Annotated in this window: 17 protein-coding genes; 6 read left to right on the top strand and 11 right to left on the bottom strand. The window is 66.8% G+C overall.

The genetic code is table 11. From position 1 onward, the window contains the following. Together ACWCPQ_RS25795 and ACWCPQ_RS25790 are read right to left on the bottom strand one after the other, a co-directional pair. Window positions 1–522, bottom strand: a complete 522-nt coding sequence (locus ACWCPQ_RS25795) for a GNAT family N-acetyltransferase (protein WP_449903311.1) — start codon at window positions 520–522, stop codon at window positions 1–3. Continuing rightward, the gene (locus ACWCPQ_RS25790; protein ID WP_449903308.1) at window positions 519–1118 is read right to left on the bottom strand and encodes an isochorismatase family protein; all 600 of its coding nucleotides are present in this window, start codon (window positions 1116–1118) and stop codon (window positions 519–521) included. Before ACWCPQ_RS25790 ends, ACWCPQ_RS25795 begins: the two co-directional genes overlap by 4 nt. Before the next feature lie 141 nt (window positions 1119–1259). Between ACWCPQ_RS25790 and ACWCPQ_RS25785 the strand changes: the two genes are divergently transcribed. Next, window positions 1260–2357 (top strand): FHA domain-containing protein, encoded by a 1098-nt coding sequence (locus ACWCPQ_RS25785; protein WP_449903306.1) that lies wholly within the window; start codon window positions 1260–1262, stop codon window positions 2355–2357. 170 nt (window positions 2358–2527) lie between these two features. Here ACWCPQ_RS25785 and ACWCPQ_RS25780 read toward each other — a convergent pair whose 3' ends face one another. Then, on the bottom strand, window positions 2528–2737 hold the full coding sequence (locus ACWCPQ_RS25780; protein WP_449903303.1) for a hypothetical protein: 210 nt from the start codon (window positions 2735–2737) through the stop codon (window positions 2528–2530). Between the two features lie 169 nt (window positions 2738–2906). On the opposite strand from ACWCPQ_RS25780, the gene ACWCPQ_RS25775 reads away from it, so the two are divergent. Further along, window positions 2907–5210 carry an FdhF/YdeP family oxidoreductase gene (locus ACWCPQ_RS25775; protein WP_449903300.1) on the top strand — a complete coding sequence of 768 codons (2304 nt, stop codon included), beginning with the start codon at window positions 2907–2909 and terminating at the stop codon, window positions 5208–5210. After that, window positions 5207–6034, top strand: coding sequence for a formate dehydrogenase accessory sulfurtransferase FdhD (gene fdhD, locus ACWCPQ_RS25770; protein WP_449903298.1), 828 nt, complete (start codon window positions 5207–5209; stop codon window positions 6032–6034). Before ACWCPQ_RS25775 ends, fdhD begins: the two co-directional genes overlap by 4 nt. A 73-nt stretch (window positions 6035–6107) precedes the next feature. Here the strand turns inward: fdhD and ACWCPQ_RS25765 are convergent, their stop codons facing one another. Continuing rightward, window positions 6108–7274 (bottom strand): FAD-dependent monooxygenase, encoded by a 1167-nt coding sequence (locus ACWCPQ_RS25765; protein WP_449903295.1) that lies wholly within the window; start codon window positions 7272–7274, stop codon window positions 6108–6110. Between the two features lie 107 nt (window positions 7275–7381). Between ACWCPQ_RS25765 and ACWCPQ_RS25760 the strand changes: the two genes are divergently transcribed. Then, on the top strand, window positions 7382–8116 hold the full coding sequence (locus ACWCPQ_RS25760) for a TetR/AcrR family transcriptional regulator (protein WP_449903292.1): 735 nt from the start codon (window positions 7382–7384) through the stop codon (window positions 8114–8116). Between the two features lie 96 nt (window positions 8117–8212). On the opposite strand, the gene ACWCPQ_RS25755 is transcribed toward ACWCPQ_RS25760, so the two are convergent. Continuing rightward, window positions 8213–8650, bottom strand: coding sequence for a hypothetical protein (locus ACWCPQ_RS25755; protein WP_449903289.1), 438 nt, complete (start codon window positions 8648–8650; stop codon window positions 8213–8215). 184 nt (window positions 8651–8834) lie between these two features. Then, window positions 8835–9149, bottom strand: coding sequence for an integration host factor, actinobacterial type (gene mihF / locus ACWCPQ_RS25750; RefSeq protein ID WP_030523251.1), 315 nt, complete (start codon window positions 9147–9149; stop codon window positions 8835–8837). Between the two features lie 454 nt (window positions 9150–9603). Here mihF and ACWCPQ_RS25745 point away from each other — a divergent pair, with 454 nt between their 5' ends. Further along, window positions 9604–9981 carry a nuclear transport factor 2 family protein gene (locus ACWCPQ_RS25745; RefSeq protein WP_449903287.1) on the top strand — a complete coding sequence of 126 codons (378 nt, stop codon included), beginning with the start codon at window positions 9604–9606 and terminating at the stop codon, window positions 9979–9981. 215 nt (window positions 9982–10196) lie between these two features. Then, complete coding sequence (locus tag ACWCPQ_RS25740) at window positions 10197–10766, top strand: carboxymuconolactone decarboxylase family protein (RefSeq protein WP_449903285.1); 570 nt, start codon at window positions 10197–10199, stop codon at window positions 10764–10766. Between the two features lie 168 nt (window positions 10767–10934). Here ACWCPQ_RS25740 and ACWCPQ_RS25735 read toward each other — a convergent pair whose 3' ends face one another. The 5 genes from ACWCPQ_RS25735 to tig all read right to left on the bottom strand — a co-directional run bounded on the left by ACWCPQ_RS25735 (window position 10935) and on the right by tig (window position 16344). Continuing rightward, on the bottom strand, window positions 10935–11399 hold the full coding sequence (locus tag ACWCPQ_RS25735; protein ID WP_449903282.1) for a hypothetical protein: 465 nt from the start codon (window positions 11397–11399) through the stop codon (window positions 10935–10937). A gap of 100 nt (window positions 11400–11499) precedes the next feature. Then, window positions 11500–12780 (bottom strand): ATP-dependent Clp protease ATP-binding subunit ClpX, encoded by a 1281-nt coding sequence (gene clpX / locus ACWCPQ_RS25730; protein ID WP_058856531.1) that lies wholly within the window; start codon window positions 12778–12780, stop codon window positions 11500–11502. A gap of 360 nt (window positions 12781–13140) precedes the next feature. Then, window positions 13141–13806, bottom strand: a complete 666-nt coding sequence (locus tag ACWCPQ_RS25725) for an ATP-dependent Clp protease proteolytic subunit (protein WP_449903280.1) — start codon at window positions 13804–13806, stop codon at window positions 13141–13143. Window positions 13807–13891: 85 nt separating this feature from the next. Continuing rightward, window positions 13892–14479, bottom strand: a complete 588-nt coding sequence (locus tag ACWCPQ_RS25720; protein ID WP_449903441.1) for an ATP-dependent Clp protease proteolytic subunit — start codon at window positions 14477–14479, stop codon at window positions 13892–13894. A 485-nt stretch (window positions 14480–14964) separates the two neighbouring features. Continuing rightward, window positions 14965–16344 (bottom strand): trigger factor, encoded by a 1380-nt coding sequence (gene tig, locus ACWCPQ_RS25715; RefSeq protein ID WP_449903278.1) that lies wholly within the window; start codon window positions 16342–16344, stop codon window positions 14965–14967. Between the last annotated feature and the right edge of the window lie 339 nt (window positions 16345–16683).

Genomic DNA, 16683 nt, shown 5'->3' with positions numbered 1-16683 from the left:
TCAGGCGTATTCCCAGGTCTCGACCGTGGCCCACATACAGGAGCGGGGCCACCGGTCGAGACCGTGCGCGATCTCGGCCGCCCGTAGGGCGTGCAACTGCGGGGTCTCCGCCGCCGGATCGAGATAGCGGAAACCCAGCCGCTGGTAGTAGGGCCCGTTCCACGGCACTTCGGTGAACGTGGTGAGGGTTATCGCGGGCAACCGGTGGTCGGCGGCCCAGCCCACCGCCCGGTCGATGAGCCGACGGCCGATACCCGAACCGCGATAGCCGGGCAGTACCGATACCTGGTCGATATGGGCGTTGCCGTCGACGACGCTCGCGATGAGATAGCCCACCGGACCACGGCCCTCGTCCTCCCAGACCCAGGCGCGGTCGTCCAGCACGAACTCACCCAGCACCTCGGCCGACATCGGTTCGTCATCTGCGATCTCGTCCATCCCCAGCGCGGCGAACGGTTCCCCCGCCTGCACCTCGATCTCCCGCAGCACCGGGATATCGGCCGCACCGGCCACCCGGATCACACCGCACCCGACCGGGAAGTGCGCAACAGTTCCAGGACCTCGGCCGTGGTCCCGGTCTCGCCGAGCAGCGGAAAAATGCGCTCGACACTGTTCGTATGGGCCTCGGCGCGGATATCGGTCATCGCGTCGACGGCGAGTGTCACGTGATAGCCGTGTTCGTGCGCGGCCCGCGCGGTGGATTCCACACCGAGGCTGGTCGCGACACCCGTGAGCACGACTTGGGTGATCCCGCGACGGCGTAACCGCAGGTCCAGGTCGGTGCCGTGAAACGCGCCCCAGGTGCGTTTCGGCACGACGACATCGAGTTCGTTGCCGGCCAGGTCGGGGATGATCTCGTCCCAACCGGCGGGTGGGGCCGGCTGCTGTCCGGCGAGCGCGGACATATCGGTGCGTCCCGGGGTGGCATCGGTCCCGGCGGCAGTGGTCATTCGCACCAGCACCACCGGAAGCCCGGCGGCCCGGAAGGCGGCGGCCAGCTCGACGGTGCGGGTCACGACGACCGGCACCGGCTCCGGCGCGACCGGGCGGGACAGCACCCCGTTCTGCAGATCGACGACTATCAGCGCGGTGCGCTCGTCCAGTGCGCTGAGCGGCATGGAGCCCTTCTTCCTGTTCCGTGCGACACGGATATCCCGGTCTTCCCCGCTCGCGCGGTGATCCGTCGCAACGATCTCATACGCCGGGTAACGGATCCGCATCTATGCTGGATCCGGTAGTGCGCCAGGAAGGAGCCGCGGGTGCGCGTCGATACGTCCACCATCGGGATCGCACCGGGCGAAGGCCTGGTCGCGCGATTCGGTGATGTCGTGATCTATCTCGTGGGAGCCAACGCGTCCACCGAGCGGATACTCGGCGCTGTCGAAGCTGTGGCGGACGCGGAGCATCCCGGTGCGGCCATCGCACAGCGGCTCGCGGCGGTCGTCTTCGGCACCGGGTCGGAGCCACCACCGTTCGGGCTGGTCGCACCCACCGCGGACGGCACCCTCGTACTGCTGCGCGGCCCGGTCTCCGCGATGATCTCCGGTGCGGAGGGTTCCCGGCGCCTCGTCGGAGCCCGCGCCTTCACCTGGGTGGACGAAATCGTGCGCGACCCGGTGCGCACGCTGACCGTGGGCCCCGGGACCGACGGCCGGGTCACGCCGTACCCACGAACAGACCTGCGCGCGGGCGTGGTGCCCGGCGGCGGTTTCGTCATCAAGGCCGCGGTGCGCCGTGGCAACAAGAACCAGAACCGCGCGGCCACACCGGCGAAGCAGAAGGCCGCATCCTACGAACCCGTGGCGACCGCCCCGGCCGGAATGGTGGCGAGCGAACCGGAACCGGATACCCGGTCCGGCCCACGCACCGGCCCCGGCGAGGCCCCCACCCCCGAGCCGCTACCCGGAACCCGGGCCTGGTCGGCCGCACCGGCGTCGATGCGCGCCGAGGCCCAGCCGATCCGGCTGCGCAAGGAATCGCCCCGTTCACATCCGCACACCCCCGCTTCCACCGCCGAGCCGCAGCACGCCGCTCCCGCCCTGGTGGCCGAGGACGGCACCACCTACCCGCTCGACCGCGCCTACGTCATCGGACGCGGCCCCTCGGTGGACGAATCGGTACGGCGCAAAACCGCCGCCCCGCTGGTCCTGCAGCGCGACCGGCATATCTCCCGGGTACACGCCTACCTGTCGGTGGATTCGGGAAAGGTCTTCCTCCGCGACGCCGGAACCGCCGCCGGAACCTTCGTCTCCACCCCCGGCGAACCCCGCTGGACCCGGATCAGCCAAACCCCCACCGAACTTCCCCCCGGCGGCCGGATCCGCATCAGCGAACAGGTCCTCACCTACAGTGTTTGATTGCGTCGCCTCCGGCGCCGCGGGGTCGGGGCCCTCGTGACCCCGGTTCTTCACTCCTGCGTTCCTCCGCTTCGCTCCCCCGCTCCGTCGCTCCAGAACCGGGGCGGGCCCCGACCATTGAGTGGACCATCCGGAGAGGCGGGGGCGCTGTGCAGCCCGACCGGACCGGGTCATCGCATCGTCATGACCAGCGCTCTTTCACCAGTGTCCCACCGCACGCCACCCCGAGCGGAGTCCGCGAACCCGCGCAATCCGGAGCAACGCGGGGAATCCGCGCCCACAGGCAACCGGGTGACCAGGCCGACCAGGCCGACCAAGGCGACCAGGCCGACCAAGGCGACCAAGGCGACCAAGGCGACCAAGGCGACCAAGGCGACCAAGGACAGAATCGCAACATCGCATGGACGCCCCTCCCCACCTGCCACCCGCACAGTCCACCGAATTCCGCACCAGAAAAACCAAGGCCCACCTGGGTAGGATCACGACACTGTAAGTGCTCGACGGCCACCCCTCTATGGATGGCCCACCGCACGTCGCAGAATGGACGGTATGCACCGCAAAGCCCCGACCGACGATATCGACGAGTCCGCGCTCACCGTCACTCCGCCGAAGGAGCGGGCGGCCGGGGTCCGGGCGGTCGCGGTCGCGTTGCAGCGTGCGGTGTCCGATATGGGGGTGGTCCGCACCGCGCGGACGCTGGCACGGGTCAATCAGGTGGACGGGTTCGATTGCCCGGGTTGTGCCTGGCCGGAGCCGAGCGGTCGTCGACGGCCCGCGGAGTTCTGCGAGAACGGCGCCAAGGCCGTCGCCGAGGAGGCGACGCTCGAAACGGTGGGGCCGGATTTCTTCGCTCGGTATTCGGTCTCCGATCTCGCCGACCGGTCCGGGTATTGGCTGGGCCGGCAGGGCCGGCTGACCCATCCGATGGTGCTGCGGCCCGGCGATACCCACTATTGCCCCATCTCGTGGGCGGATGCCTATCGGCTGATCGCCGGGCAGCTCCGCGATCTGGATTCCCCCGACGAGGCCGTTTTCTATACCTCGGGCCGGACGGCCAACGAGACGGCGTTTCTCTATCAGTTGCTGGTGCGCAGCTTCGGGACCAACAATCTGCCCGACTGCAGCAATATGTGTCATGAGTCCTCGGGCACCGCGCTCACCGGCTCGATCGGTATCGGCAAGGGTTCGGTGACCGTCGACGATTTCGCCGCCGCGGATCTGATCCTGGTCGCGGGCCAGAATCCGGGCACGAATCATCCACGGATGCTCAGTGCCCTGGCCGATGCGAAGAAGGCGGGCGCGCGGATCGTCGCGATCAATCCGCTGCCCGAGACCGGGCTGATCGGTTTCCGCGATCCACAGACCGTGCGCGGTCTCACCACCGGTGTGGATATCGCCGACGATTTCCTGCAGATCCGCCTCGGCGGCGATATGGCGTTGTTCCAGGGTTTGGCGAAGCTGCTGTTCGAGGCCGAGGACCGCGCCCCGGGGACCGTTCTGGATCGTGATTTCGTCGATGGCCACACCGCGGGTTTCGCCGAGTACGAGCGGCATATCCGCGCCGTCGATCTCGATACGGTGGTCACCGCCACCGGACTGTCCCGCGACGAATTGGACCGCACCGCCGGACTCCTGGCCGGTTCGAAGAGCACCATCGTGTGCTGGGCCATGGGCCTCACCCAGCACACCCATGCTGTGGCAACCATCGAAGAGGCGGCCAATCTGCTGCTCGCCCGGGGCATGATCGGGAAGCCGGGCGCGGGTCTGTGCCCGGTGCGTGGGCATTCCAATGTGCAGGGTGACCGCACCATGGGGATCTGGGAGCGGGTACCCGAATCCTTCCTCGACGCCCTCGATCGCGAATTCGGTATCACCAGTCCACGAGCGCGCGGATACGACACGGTCGCCGCGATTCGGGCGCTGCGCGACGGCCGGGCCCGCGTCTTCTTCGGTATGGGCGGCAATTTCGTCGCCGCCACCCCGGATACCGCGGTCACCGAGGCGGCGTTGCGCGGGTGCGCGCTGACCGTGCAGGTATCCACCAAACTCAACCGCAGCCATATCGTCCACGGGGCCACCGCCCTGATCCTGCCCACGCTGGGCCGTACCGATCTGGATATCCGGAACGGGGTCCGGCAACAGGTTTCGGTGGAGGATTCGATGTCGATGGTGCATCTGTCCACCGGCCGGCTGAATCCGGTGAGCCCGGAACTGCGCAGCGAGGTCGCGATCGTCTGCGAACTCGCCCGCGAACTGCTGGGCCCCGCCCACCCGGTGCCGTGGGAGCGGTTCAGCGGTGACTACGACCTCGTACGCGACGCCATCGCCCGGGTGGTGCCCGGCTGCGCCGACTACAACGTCCGGGTGCGGCAGCGCAACGGTTTCGTCCTCCCGCATCCGCCGCGCGATGCCCGGGAATTCCGGACCGCCACCGGGAAGGCCAATTTCGCGGTGAACGAGCTGAGCTGGATCACGGTCCCGCCGGGACGGCTGATCCTGCAGACCCTGCGCAGCCACGACCAGTACAACACCACCGTCTACGGTCTCGACGATCGCTACCGGGGTGTGCATCACGGACGCCGGGTGGTGCTGGTGAATGCCGCGGATATCGCCGAACTCGGTTTCCGGGACGGCGACCTGGTCGATCTGGTGTCCGAGTGGACCGACGGAATCGACCGCCGCGTTACAGGTTTCCGGGTGGTGGCCTATTCGACGCCCCGGGGTAACGCTGCCGCCTATTACCCCGAGACGAACGCGCTGGTACCTCTCGACCATGTGGCAGCGCGATCGAACACCCCCGTATCCAAGGCCGTCACCGTCCGGCTCGAGCCCCATACCCACGGCACGCGATGAGCAGAGTCACCGCACGCCGCCGGATGCGGCGAATCACCCCGTCCGGCGAAATCATCCGTCCCGACACCCTGGCTGTCGAAGAACCGCTGGAGATCCGGATCCGCGGCGAATCGCTGACCGTCACCATGCGCACGCCGGGACACGATATAGACCTGGTGCACGGTTTCCTCTTCGGTGAGACCCTGATCGCCGGGGCCGCCGATATCCACAGCGCCCGCTATTGCGCCGGTACCGACGACGAGGGACGCAACACCTACAACGTGCTGGATGTGGGTCTGCACGCGCCGATCGTCCTGCCGGACCGGCCCTTCCTCACCACCGGCGCCTGCGGACTCTGCGGGCGAACCGCGCTGGACGAGATCCGGATGCGCACCCGCTACCCGCTGCCGCGGCCCGAACCGTTGCTCGGCGCCGAGTTGCTGGCCGCGCTGCCGGATCGGCTGCGCAGCCACCAGTCGGTGTTCGATGCCACCGGCGGACTGCACGCGGCGGGCCTGTTCACCGCGGCCGGGGAAGTCCTGGCGGTACGCGAGGACATCGGCCGGCACAATGCCGTGGACAAGGTGATCGGCTGGGCGCTGCGCGAGAACCGGATCCCGGGTTCCGATCTCGTGCTGGTGGTGAGCGGGCGCGCTTCGTTCGAGCTGGTACAGAAGGCGGTGCTGGCCGGTGTTCCCGTGCTGGCCGCCGTCTCGGCGCCCAGTTCGCTGGCCGTCGATCTGGCCGAGGAATCCGGTCTCACTCTCGCGGGTTTCGTGCGGGGGCAGACGCTGAACATCTACAGCCACCCCGAGCGGATCCGCGGCGCCGCAGCGGCCGGGTGACTGTGACCTGTTCCGGAGTGGTGTCCGTGTGCCTCGGCATCCATCGGGCCGGGCACGTTTCGGGCTCCGGCTGTTATCGCGATACCACGTCGGCGTAGTCGGCCAGCTCGATATCGTCTTTGGCGTCCCCCGCGAACTTGTCCATCATGTCGAACCACCGCGAACCCAGGAACCAGTTACGCAATCGCAGGCCCCAGGCCGTTTTCGGGGCAAGGAACGGACCCGGGCTGCTGCTCCCGCCGAGCTTCGCGTAGCGGCGCATGATCTGGTCGTAGCGGGCGAAGGCGGTGGTGTGATCGCCCACGGCGGCCGCCAGCTCGCCGGCCAGCACGTAGGCCCCCACCAGCGCCAGGCCGGTCCCGAAACCGGCGAGTGTGTTCCCGTAGGCGCTGTCGCCGACGAGGGCCACCCGGCCCGACGTATAACTGGGCATCCGTACCCGGGCCAGGGCGTCCAGGTAGAAATCGTCGTATTCCGTGAGTTCGGCGAGCATTTCGGGTACCGCCCCACCCATACCGGTGAACCGGTCGATGAGGATGCGGTGTTTCTCCGCATCGTCGGCGAACCCCATTTCGGGCGCGGCGAACATGTACAGGTGCTGGGCCTTGGGCCCACCACGCACGGCGAGCCGCCCCGGTGCGCTGTATGCCAGTGACGTCCGGCGGCGCGGGCCGCTGGTGTGTTCCAGCGGTTCACCGGCGATGGCGTAGTAGTAGCCGCGGTGCCGGACGAACTCCGCTTCCGGTCCGAATGCCAGCCGCCGCACCCGCGAATGGATCCCGTCCGCACCGATCACCAGATCGAACCGGCGTGCCGGTGCGTGTTCGAATTCGACCTCGACACCGTCGCCGGTATCCCGCAGTGCGCTGATCGAGTCGCCGAACAGATAGGTGCAGCGTCGGGCCGTGAGCCCGTAGAGGATCTCGGCGAGGTCGCCCCGCAGGATCTCCACATCGCCACCGCTGAAGTCGCCGGATATCCGGGCTTTCTCCTGCCCGCCGGCATCGACGAAGACCATATCGGTGGCGCCGGTGCTGCGCCGCTGGATCTCCTCGTGGATACCCATCCGCTCCAGCACCGTGCGCTGTACGGACCCCTTGAAGTCGACGGCCTGGCCGCCCGGCCGCAGGGCCGGAGCCCGCTCGACCACGGTGACGTCGAATCCGTAGCGGTCGAGCCAGTACGCGACAGCGGGGCCGGCGATGCTGGCGCCGGAGACGAGAACGGTGCGGTTCTGCATGACGAACTCCATCCATGATAAGCGTCCATCGGAAACTGTTTCCATCGGACGCTAATCAGCGTATGGTAGACACAGTTCCACGTCAACCCACCTCCGAAAGGCACTTCATGGCGACGCCGACCGTGCTGGAGCTGCTCTGGGGAACAGATCGGCGACCGACCCGGGGCCCCAAACCCACCCTCACCCGGTCCGCGATCGTCGCCGCCGCGGTCGAACTGGCCGATGCCGAAGGGCTGGCCGCCCTGTCCATGCAGCGCCTGGCCGACCAGCTCGGCTATACCAAGATGTCGCTCTACCGCCACCTGCCGGGCAAGGCCGAACTCACCGCACTGATGGTGGAGCAGGCCTTGAGCGACCTACCGGCACTGGATATGTCGGGCCCCGAGCCGTGGCGCAGCGGCCTGCGCTCATGGGCGCTACTGACCTTCGAGCGCTACCGGCGCCACCCCTGGATAATGGAGTTGCTGGCCGGCGCGCGGCCGATGGGCCCCAACGAGCTGGGCTGGACCGAAGCCGCACTGGAAGCCGCGGCCGATATCGACCTGACCGGACCGGAACGGCTCGATACTCTCGTCGTCCTCAACGGGCACGTGCGCAGCCTGGCACAGCAGGTCGTGGGCCCCGGAGCCACCGAGGAAGAATTCACCGGCGCGATGGCCGCGGCCCTGAAGTTGGCGGACGGCCGGTTCCCGCGGCTCCTCTCGGCGATATCGGATGCGCCGGCCCCCACCGAATCGCCCGCACGCCCACCACAACGCGATGCCGGGCTCGAATTCGGAACGGATCGCATTCTCGACGGTATCGCGGCGCTATTGGCCGAACGCGGCTCCTCGCCCGACTGACCCGTCCGGCCCCGCCGATCGGCTCCGATTTCCGGACCGGACCGTTAGATTCCCGGACCGGACCGGACCGTTATCGGTATCGCAAGGACGCGGCGCTCACATTCCCGGCAGCCGGACTCCTCGTTCGGCCGCGAGCCGGGACAATTTCTCCGCCTCGTCGATGGCGACCGCGACATAGGTACGCAACCCGTCGTCGTCGCGGCGCAAGATGTACTCGTAATCGCTGTCGGTGAGCAGCTCGTCGTCACTGTCGTAGAAATGCCAGCGCACTCGCGCCCGGACCAGCGAATCGGTGAGCTCCGCGTAATCGACCACGGTGTGGTCGACCCGCGCCAGCCCGAGCATCTGATAAATGGGATGGGCCTGCGCCAGCCCCTGGGCCATCTCTTCGCGCGAATGCAGCGAACCGACGAAATCGTCGCCGACGACAGTGCCCGGGGTCCCCCACAGCGCGGCCGTACGTTCGGCGTCGTAGGCGCTCAGAGTGGATTGGTATTCGTCGAGGAACGCTTCGAGTTCTTCGCGGACGGCCATACGGCCACGGTAGTCACATTCCCCGATCCGGACCGCGAACCGCCCCGAACCGACACGCCCGTTCGGCGCCCGTGATCGCGTACGGCGGCTCGCGACAGCCGCCCGCCGGGCCACGCCGGTCGTTTCACCGACCGGCTCGGCCACGGCCGGAGTTCGGAGCGTCCGAGCCGGACGCTCCCCCTCCTCAGTTGGCCAGCGCCTCCAGCAGCGCGGCCCGCTGACGGGCACCCAGCCCGCCGATCCGGCGATCTTCCGGAATATCCGCCTGGTCCATCAGCTTGGCGGCCTTCACCGGGCCGACGCCGGGCAGCGCCTTGATCACGGCGACGACCTTCGTCTTCTTGACCAGTTCATCACTATCGGCCTTGCGCAGCAGGTCGGCGACAGAGACTTTGCCGTCTTTCACCTGACCGATCAGTTCGGAGCGCGCCTTGCGCACCGCCGCCGCTTTGGCCAGAGCCTCCGTGCGTTGTTCTGCGGTCATCGTTGGCAGTGCCATATCTCCTCCGCTTTCACTCATCACTCGAACATCTGGTTGACCGGGTCGATTCAACATCACAATACCGACACCGAACGATCGACACACCGTCCGGACCTGCAGTCATAGCAATGTTTTCTGATTCGCTCCCCCGGTGGGTACCGGGATCACGAGCGCCCGGTCAATGGGATCCGGTGCAGAATTTCTCCTGGAACACGTAACACTCGGAGCGTTCACTGCGAAATTCCTTGCAGATGCACAACTGCACAGCGGCGGTTCAACGGCGAACCGAGGGGTCAGCGGCGATACCCGCCCGCCATGCAATTTCAGCGTCTTCACCAGGCATTTCCCCGCCACAGCGCGGTGGCGGGATATATGCGAATATCCTGTTGCGCCCCAGATACCGATACCGGTAGCGCACACAACTGCTACGCTTCCGAACCTAGAACACGTTTCATTTTCGGTAGGAGTGGTGATGGCCCGGGAGATCCGCGACGTAGTCGAGAAGTACGTAGAACTCGTCGGCGCGGGTCCGACCGCCGCTATCGTCGATCTCTATGCTCCCGACGCCGTGATCGAGGACCCGATCGGCACCGAGCCCAAACAGGGACACGACGCCATCCGCGAGTTCTACGACGTCATCGCGAGCCTCGAGCGGGAAACGAGCCTCGCCCCCGAGACCGTGCGGATCGCCGGAAACCACGCTGCCTTCGTCTTCACCCTCGTGACCAAGGCGGGTGGGCACCGGATGACGCTGAGCCCGATCGATGTCATGGAGTTCGACGACGAAGGCCGGATCACCCGGATGCGCGCCTACTGGAGCGCCGACGATATGTCCGTCGAACCCGAATGAGCCGCGATACGGCGACTCGACTGCGCTGAGTCGCCGTATCGCTTTGCCCGGAGCCGTCTACGACCGGCCTGGCCCCCACCGCGCACCCGGCATAGCCTGGTCACAGGGCACGAGTGCGCTCGGCCGTCACCGTAGGCGCTCCGGTGCGTCACGTTCCGGGCCGCTGTCTCGTCCGAGTTGCAGGGACAACAAACCCCATCTCAGGAGGAGACCCGATGAGCACTTCCCGCATCCCCGCCGTGGCCCCCGAGAACGCCGGGCCGCTCACCAGAGCGCTCTACTGGTTCGCCAAGCGCAAGGTCGGTGAAGTCCCCGAACCCTTCGCTGTCGGCGCGCACCACACCGGAATCCTGATCGCCGGTGGGGTGCACGAGATGCTCGCCGAGAAAGTATCGAAGAAACTGCCGGCCAATATCCGGGAGATCGCGGTCTACCGCACCGCGTGGACCGTCGGTTGCTCGTGGTGCGTCGACTTCGGCACCATGCTGCAACGGCTGGACGGCCTGGACATCGACCGACTCCAGCACATCGCCGACTACGAGACCTCACCCCACTACACCGACGACGAACGCGCGGCCATCGCCTATGCCGACGCCATGACGGCCACCCCGATGACCGTCACCGACGTACAGGTGGCCGACCTGGAGAAACGATTCGGCCGCGCGGGGGTCGTCGAACTGACCTATCAGATCGCCCTGGAGAACTCCCGGGCCCGCAACAACCACGCCCTGGGTATCACCGCACAGGGATTCAGCACCGATTCCTGCCGGGTGCCCTGGGCGTGAGCGGCCGAGTTCGATGCCGCGAGTGCCTGAAACCCGATGGGCGTGAGTTTCCCGAACTCGATGGGGGTCCGCTTCGCAGGTTCGATGAGCGTGAGCTCCCCGGCCGGCGCGTGAGCTCTTCGGCTCGGCGGGCATGAGCGTCCCGGGTTCGGTCGGCGTGAGCCCGGCTCAGATGACCCAGCACGCGTAACCGATGTGCTCCCCGCGGCCGACGAACACCCGCACATAGGGTGCCTGATCGTTCCCACCGGTCGGCTGGACCGCCTGCAGGGTGTGCTCACCCTCGTAGGCGGGCACCCAGTGCACCAGCCCGAGTCCGCCGCCGGCGGGCGGCACCGTCGCGAACGGAACCCCGTTGTCCAGGAAAGTCACCTCCGTGACCGCCTCACTGAGCCAGGCTCGCACGGTGTAGCTGCACCCGGTGCCGTAGTTCGTCCGGATACCGGCATTCAGGTCCGGTGTCACACTGACCTCCCGCACCGTCGCACCGGCCGGGGCCGCGGTGCACAGCCACGGAACCAGCACCGCTGCCATCACCGACGCCGATACGCCCACGCGGAACGACCGCGTGGGCGTATCGGCGTCGGTGCGCCGCTCGAACCGTATGCCCTGCGCAAGCAGCCGAGCCACCATGACCTGCTCCTACATCGCACAAATGTCGGGGGCCACCGAGATTACTGCGAGCCGGCTCCGGACCGGAACCGTTCACGCATCGGAACGATTGCGGTATAGGTCAGGCCGACTTGTCGCGGCGCTCCGGGCGCTCCCGCTTGCGCGGCACGATGGTGGGCAGCACATTGTCGTTCACCGTATCCGCGTCGACGACGACCTTGGCGACATCGTCCCGGCTCGGGATATCGAACATCACCTGCTGCAGGACTTCCTCCATGATGGCGCGCAGACCACGCGCCCCCGTCCCGCGCAGGATGGCCTGATCCGCCACGGCCTCCAGTGCGTCCCGGGTGAACTCCAGATCCACACCGTCCATCTCGAACAACCGGATGTACTGCTTCACCAGAGCGTTCTTGGGTTCGGACAGGATCTTCACCAGGGAATCCTTGTCCAGGTTGGTCACCGAGGCCACCACCGGCAACCGGCCGATGAACTCCGGGATGAGCCCGAACTTGATCAGATCCTCCGGCATCACCTCGGAGAAGTGATCGGTGGTGTCGATCTCGGCCTTCGAACGCACCTCGGCGCCGAACCCGATCCCGCGGTGGCCCGTACGGTCGGAGATGATCTTCTCCAGACCCGCGAACGCACCCGCCACGATGAACAGCACATTGGTGGTGTCGATCTGGATGAACTCCTGGTGCGGATGCTTGCGGCCACCCTGCGGCGGCACACTCGCCTGAGTGCCCTCCAAGATCTTCAGCAGCGCCTGCTGCACACCCTCGCCCGAGACATCGCGCGTTATCGACGGGTTCTCGCTCTTGCGGGCGATCTTGTCGACCTCGTCGATATAGATGATCCCGGTTTCGGCGCGCTTCACGTCGTAATCGGCGGCCTGGATGAGTTTCAGGAGAATGTTCTCCACGTCCTCACCGACATAACCGGCTTCGGTGAGCGCGGTGGCATCGGCGATCGCGAACGGGACATTCAGCATTTTCGCCAGCGTCTGCGCCAGATAGGTCTTGCCGCAGCCGGTCGGGCCGAGCATCAGAATATTGGACTTCGCCAGCTCGACGCTTTCCCCGCGCGCATCACGACCCTTGTCCCCGGCCTGAATACGCTTGTAATGGTTGTACACCGCGACAGCGAGAGTGCGTTTCGCCGTATCCTGCCCGATTACGTAGTTCTCCAGGAAATCCCGGATCTCCGCGGGTTTGGGCAACTCATCGAGTTTGACCTCGCTGGACTCGGCCAGCTCCTCCTCGATGATCTCGTTGCACAGATCGATGCACTCGTCGCAGATGTACACCCCTGGTCCCGCAATGAGCTTCTTGACCTGCTTCTGGCTCTTTCCGCAGAACGAGCATTTGAGCAGATCGCCGCCGTCGCCGATGCGCGCCATCTCGTGGGTCCCTACTTCCTTGTTCGCGTGCAACCATCCGTCCAGCTTCCAGCCGACCGCCGCCTGCGGTGGAGCGAAATCCGGACCGATCACCCGGATCGAAGGGCGGTGCTGTCAACCGGGAACAAAGGTCCCTGGGTTTGACCGTACCCGGTGTGTGCGATGGAGGTCGACAACTCGGGCAGGTTTCTCGTCGCGGTTGTGCGGGGATTCACGCGGATACCGCGTCGCGGCACGTTTTCTCCGACACTCGGCGATTGCGGGTGTGTCGAAACGCGTCGCGGCGAATCCACCGCGGCCGGGCCGCCGCCCGGCCGGTCCGGCGTACCGCTCACACGGCGCGCCGGACCCGGGCACGCCTCACTTCTGCGCGCTGAGCTTGCGGTAGTCGAACACCGTATCGATGATCCCGTACTCCTTGGCCTCTTCGGCCGTCAGGATCTTGTCCCGGTCGGTGTCCTTACGGATCACATCGGCTTCCTTGCCCGTATGCCGGGCCAGAGTCGACTCCATCAACCGGCGCATCCGCTCGATCTCGGCCGCCTGGATCTCCAGATCCGAGACCTGCCCCTGGATACCGCCCTCGACCGACGGCTGATGGATCAACACCCGCGCATTGGGCAGGCAGGCCCGCTTACCCGGAGTACCGGCCGCCAGCAGCACCGCCGCCGCCGACGCCGCCTGCCCGAGGCAAACGGTCGCGACATCGGCACGCACGTACTGCATGGTGTCGTAGATCGCCATCAGCGAGGTGAACGAACCACCCGGCGAATTGATGTACATCGTGATATCACGATCGGGATCCAGCGATTCGAGCACCAGCAACTGCGCCATGATGTCGTTCGCCGAAGCGTCGTCGACCTGCACGCCGAGGAAGATGATGCGTTCCTCGAACAGCTTGTTGTACGGGTTGGATTCCTTGACGCCGAAACTCGAATGCTCGATGAACGACGGCAGGATGTAGCGCGACTGCGGACCCGCCGGGGCGCTACCGCCGAGGCCGCGAGAATCGATCGGATTGGGCATATTCGTCTCCAAGTCTGTGAGTGAGCTGTCCGCTGGACGGATCGGCGAACCGGCCGGAGCCCGGCCCGATTTCACCGGCGACGCCCTAGTTGCCCGTGCCGCCCGCCTGGCGCGCATTGGTGATCACGCGGTCGATGAAGCCGTACTCCAGCGCCTGATCGGGCGTGAACCAGCGGTCGCGATCCGCATCGGCATTGATCTGCTCCACCGGCTTCCCGGTGTGCATCGCCTGCAGCTCGTTGAGCTCACGCTTGGTGTAAGCGAATTGCTCTGCCATGATCGCGATATCCGCGGCCGAACCGCCGATACCGGCCGACGGCTGATGCATCATGATCCGGGTGTGCGGCAGCGCGAAACGCTTTCCCGGCGCACCCGCGGTCAGCAGGAACTGACCCATGGACGCGGCCAGACCCATCGCGGTCGTCGCGATATCGCATTCGGCGTACTGCATGGTGTCGTAGATCGCCATACCAGCGTTGACCGAACCACCCGGCGAGTTGATATAGAGCGAAATATCCTTGGTCGGATCCTCCGCCGACAGCAGCAGGATCTGCGCGCAGATCTTGTTCGCGATGTCATCGTCGACCTGGGTGCCGAGAAAGATGATGCGCTCACGCAGCAGGCGCTCGTACACCGAATCGCTGAGATTGAGCCCAGCGGTCGGAGCTGTCATGACCTCGGCTTGGTTGATTGTCACGGATACCTGCCTTCTCTCGCCGGCTCGTTGCTGACACAAACATTAACGAAGCAGGGCGGCACCGAACTCCCGGTACCACCCCGATTCGCTCAGAGCGCAATATCTATCGCGGCGCCTGCGGCGTCGCGGGGTCGGAGCCCTCGTGACCCCGGTTCTTCACTCCTGCGCTCCTCCGCTTCGCTCCCCCGCTCCGTCGCTCCAGAACCGGGGCAGGCCCCGACCATGGACGACGACCTCGAGAACGAGACATGGGGCCCACTTCGTCGGGCACCACGGCCTGCCCGGACGCGTATCGCGGCGATCTCCGGGCAGCTCGGTGTGGAGCCGTGTCGCGGGAACGAAGAAACCCCGAGACCGTCGGCGTGCGCACGCCGGGGACAGATGTCGATCGTGTTCTGTCTCCGGATGGCAAACACCGCCTCAGGTCCCAGGGCTTCCTGCACGCAAATCCTCGGGTCGGGTTACTCCGCCTCGGCAGTGGACTCGTCGGTCGCCTCGTCGGCGACATCGGATTCCGCGGCGTTACCGAACATCTCGTCGGTATCGACCTTGTTGCCCTCGGAATCGGTGACCGTCACCCGGCCGACCACTTCCGCCAGCGCCTTACCGCGGCGGACGTCGGCGAAGACGGCGCCGAGCTGGCCGGCCTGCTGCACCTGCTGGATGAACTGCTCGGGGGCCATCCCGTACCGCTGGGCCTGGAACAGGATGCGCTCGGTGAGCTCTTCCTGACCGACCTGGGTGCCCTCGGCCTCGGCGACCGCGTCCAGCAGCAGCTGGGTCTTCACCGACTTCTCGGCGGCTTCCTTGGTATCGGCGTCGAACTCCTCGCGGCTCGAACCCTGCGCCTGAAGCGCCTCGGCGAACTTCGCCTCGTCGTGGTCGAAACCGTGGATGGCGTCGTGCTCCACCGCGTCGATCTCGGCCTTCACCACGGCCTCGGGCAGGGGTACCTCGACGCTGTCGAGCAGCTGCTCCAGCACCTTGTCGCGGATCTCGCCGGCCTGCGTCACCTTCTTGACCCGCTCGACGCGCGAGCGCAGATCGCCCTTCAGCTCATCGATGGTGTCGAATTCGCTGGCGAGCTGCGCGAATTCGTCATCGGCCTCGGGCAGTTCGCGTTCCTTGACCGAACCGACGGTCACTGTGATCGCGGCCTCCCGGCCGGCGTACTCACCGGCGACCAGGGTGGAGGTGAACTCCTTGGACTCGCCGGCCGACAACCCGATCAGGGTCTCGTCCAGACCCTCGATGAGCTGACCCGACCCGACCTCGTGCGAAAGCCCGGTGGTCGCGGCCTCCGGCACTTCCGCACCGTCGACGGTGGCGGAAAGATCGATGGAGACGAAATCGCCGTCCTGAACGGCCCGTTCGACGCCGTTCAGGGTGCCGAAGCGCTGGCGCAGCGACTGCAACTGCTCATCGATATCGGCATCGGTGATCTCGATGGCGTCGACGGTGACCGCGATGGTGCTGTAGTCCTCGGGCAGGGTGATCTCCGGCCGCACATCCACCTCGGCGGTGAACGCCAGCTCCTGGCCGTCCTCGATCTTGGTGATCTCGATTTCCGGCTGGCCGATGACCTTCACCTCGGAAGTGGTGACAGCCTCGCTGTAGCGACCGGGCAGGGCGTCGTTGACGACCTGCTCCAGGACCGCCCCGCGGCCCAGGCGCGCCTCGAGCAGCTTGGCCGGCGCCTTGCCCGGACGGAAGCCGGGAATGCGCACCTGCTTGGCCAAGGCCTTGTAGGCGCGATCGAAGTCCGGCTTCAGCTCCTCGAAGGGCACCTCGACATTGATCCGGACCCGGGTCGGGCTCAGCTGCTCGACGGTGCTCTTCACGGACATGCTCCTCGTTCTCGTCGGTTCGTGTTCGCCGGCCCGCACGATATTCGTGCTGGTGGCCGGTTGATGGCGCGTGGTCTGGCGACGACGCGCGGGTACGCGCCCTCGGCGTACCGTCCGAAGCGGCGAGCACCTGCGGTTTCACGCGCCCGGGATACGCATCCCGACCAGGGTAGTTGACCGGGTCGCAGCCGCTGCAGCCCGGTAGCTGTGTTGGATGGCCCCGCCTCCGGCGGGGCGAGGTCGGGGCCCTCGTGACCCCGGTTCTTCACTCCTGCGCTCCTCCGCTTCGCTCCCCCGCTCCGTCGCTCCAGAACCGGGGCGGGCCCCGACCAC

It is taken from the genome of Nocardia sp. NPDC001965, assembly GCF_053594175.1.
This window is presented reverse-complemented; position numbering and strand designations above follow the sequence as displayed.

Coding starts and splice junctions, on each gene's coding strand:
- ACWCPQ_RS25790 (WP_449903308.1), bottom strand. CDS start 1,118: ATGCCGCTCAGCGCACTGGACGAGCGCACCGCGCTGATAGTCGTCGAT.
- ACWCPQ_RS25775 (WP_449903300.1), top strand. CDS start 2,907: ATGCACCGCAAAGCCCCGACCGACGATATCGACGAGTCCGCGCTCACC.
- fdhD (WP_449903298.1), top strand. CDS start 5,207: ATGAGCAGAGTCACCGCACGCCGCCGGATGCGGCGAATCACCCCGTCC.
- ACWCPQ_RS25765 (WP_449903295.1), bottom strand. CDS start 7,274: ATGCAGAACCGCACCGTTCTCGTCTCCGGCGCCAGCATCGCCGGCCCC.
- ACWCPQ_RS25760 (WP_449903292.1), top strand. CDS start 7,382: ATGGCGACGCCGACCGTGCTGGAGCTGCTCTGGGGAACAGATCGGCGA.
- ACWCPQ_RS25755 (WP_449903289.1), bottom strand. CDS start 8,650: ATGGCCGTCCGCGAAGAACTCGAAGCGTTCCTCGACGAATACCAATCC.
- mihF (WP_030523251.1), bottom strand. CDS start 9,149: ATGGCACTGCCAACGATGACCGCAGAACAACGCACGGAGGCTCTGGCC.
- ACWCPQ_RS25745 (WP_449903287.1), top strand. CDS start 9,604: ATGGCCCGGGAGATCCGCGACGTAGTCGAGAAGTACGTAGAACTCGTC.
- ACWCPQ_RS25740 (WP_449903285.1), top strand. CDS start 10,197: ATGAGCACTTCCCGCATCCCCGCCGTGGCCCCCGAGAACGCCGGGCCG.
- ACWCPQ_RS25735 (WP_449903282.1), bottom strand. CDS start 11,399: ATGGTGGCTCGGCTGCTTGCGCAGGGCATACGGTTCGAGCGGCGCACC.
- clpX (WP_058856531.1), bottom strand. CDS start 12,780: ATGGCGCGCATCGGCGACGGCGGCGATCTGCTCAAATGCTCGTTCTGC.
- ACWCPQ_RS25725 (WP_449903280.1), bottom strand. CDS start 13,806: ATGCCCAATCCGATCGATTCTCGCGGCCTCGGCGGTAGCGCCCCGGCG.
- ACWCPQ_RS25720 (WP_449903441.1), bottom strand. CDS start 14,479: ATGACAGCTCCGACCGCTGGGCTCAATCTCAGCGATTCGGTGTACGAG.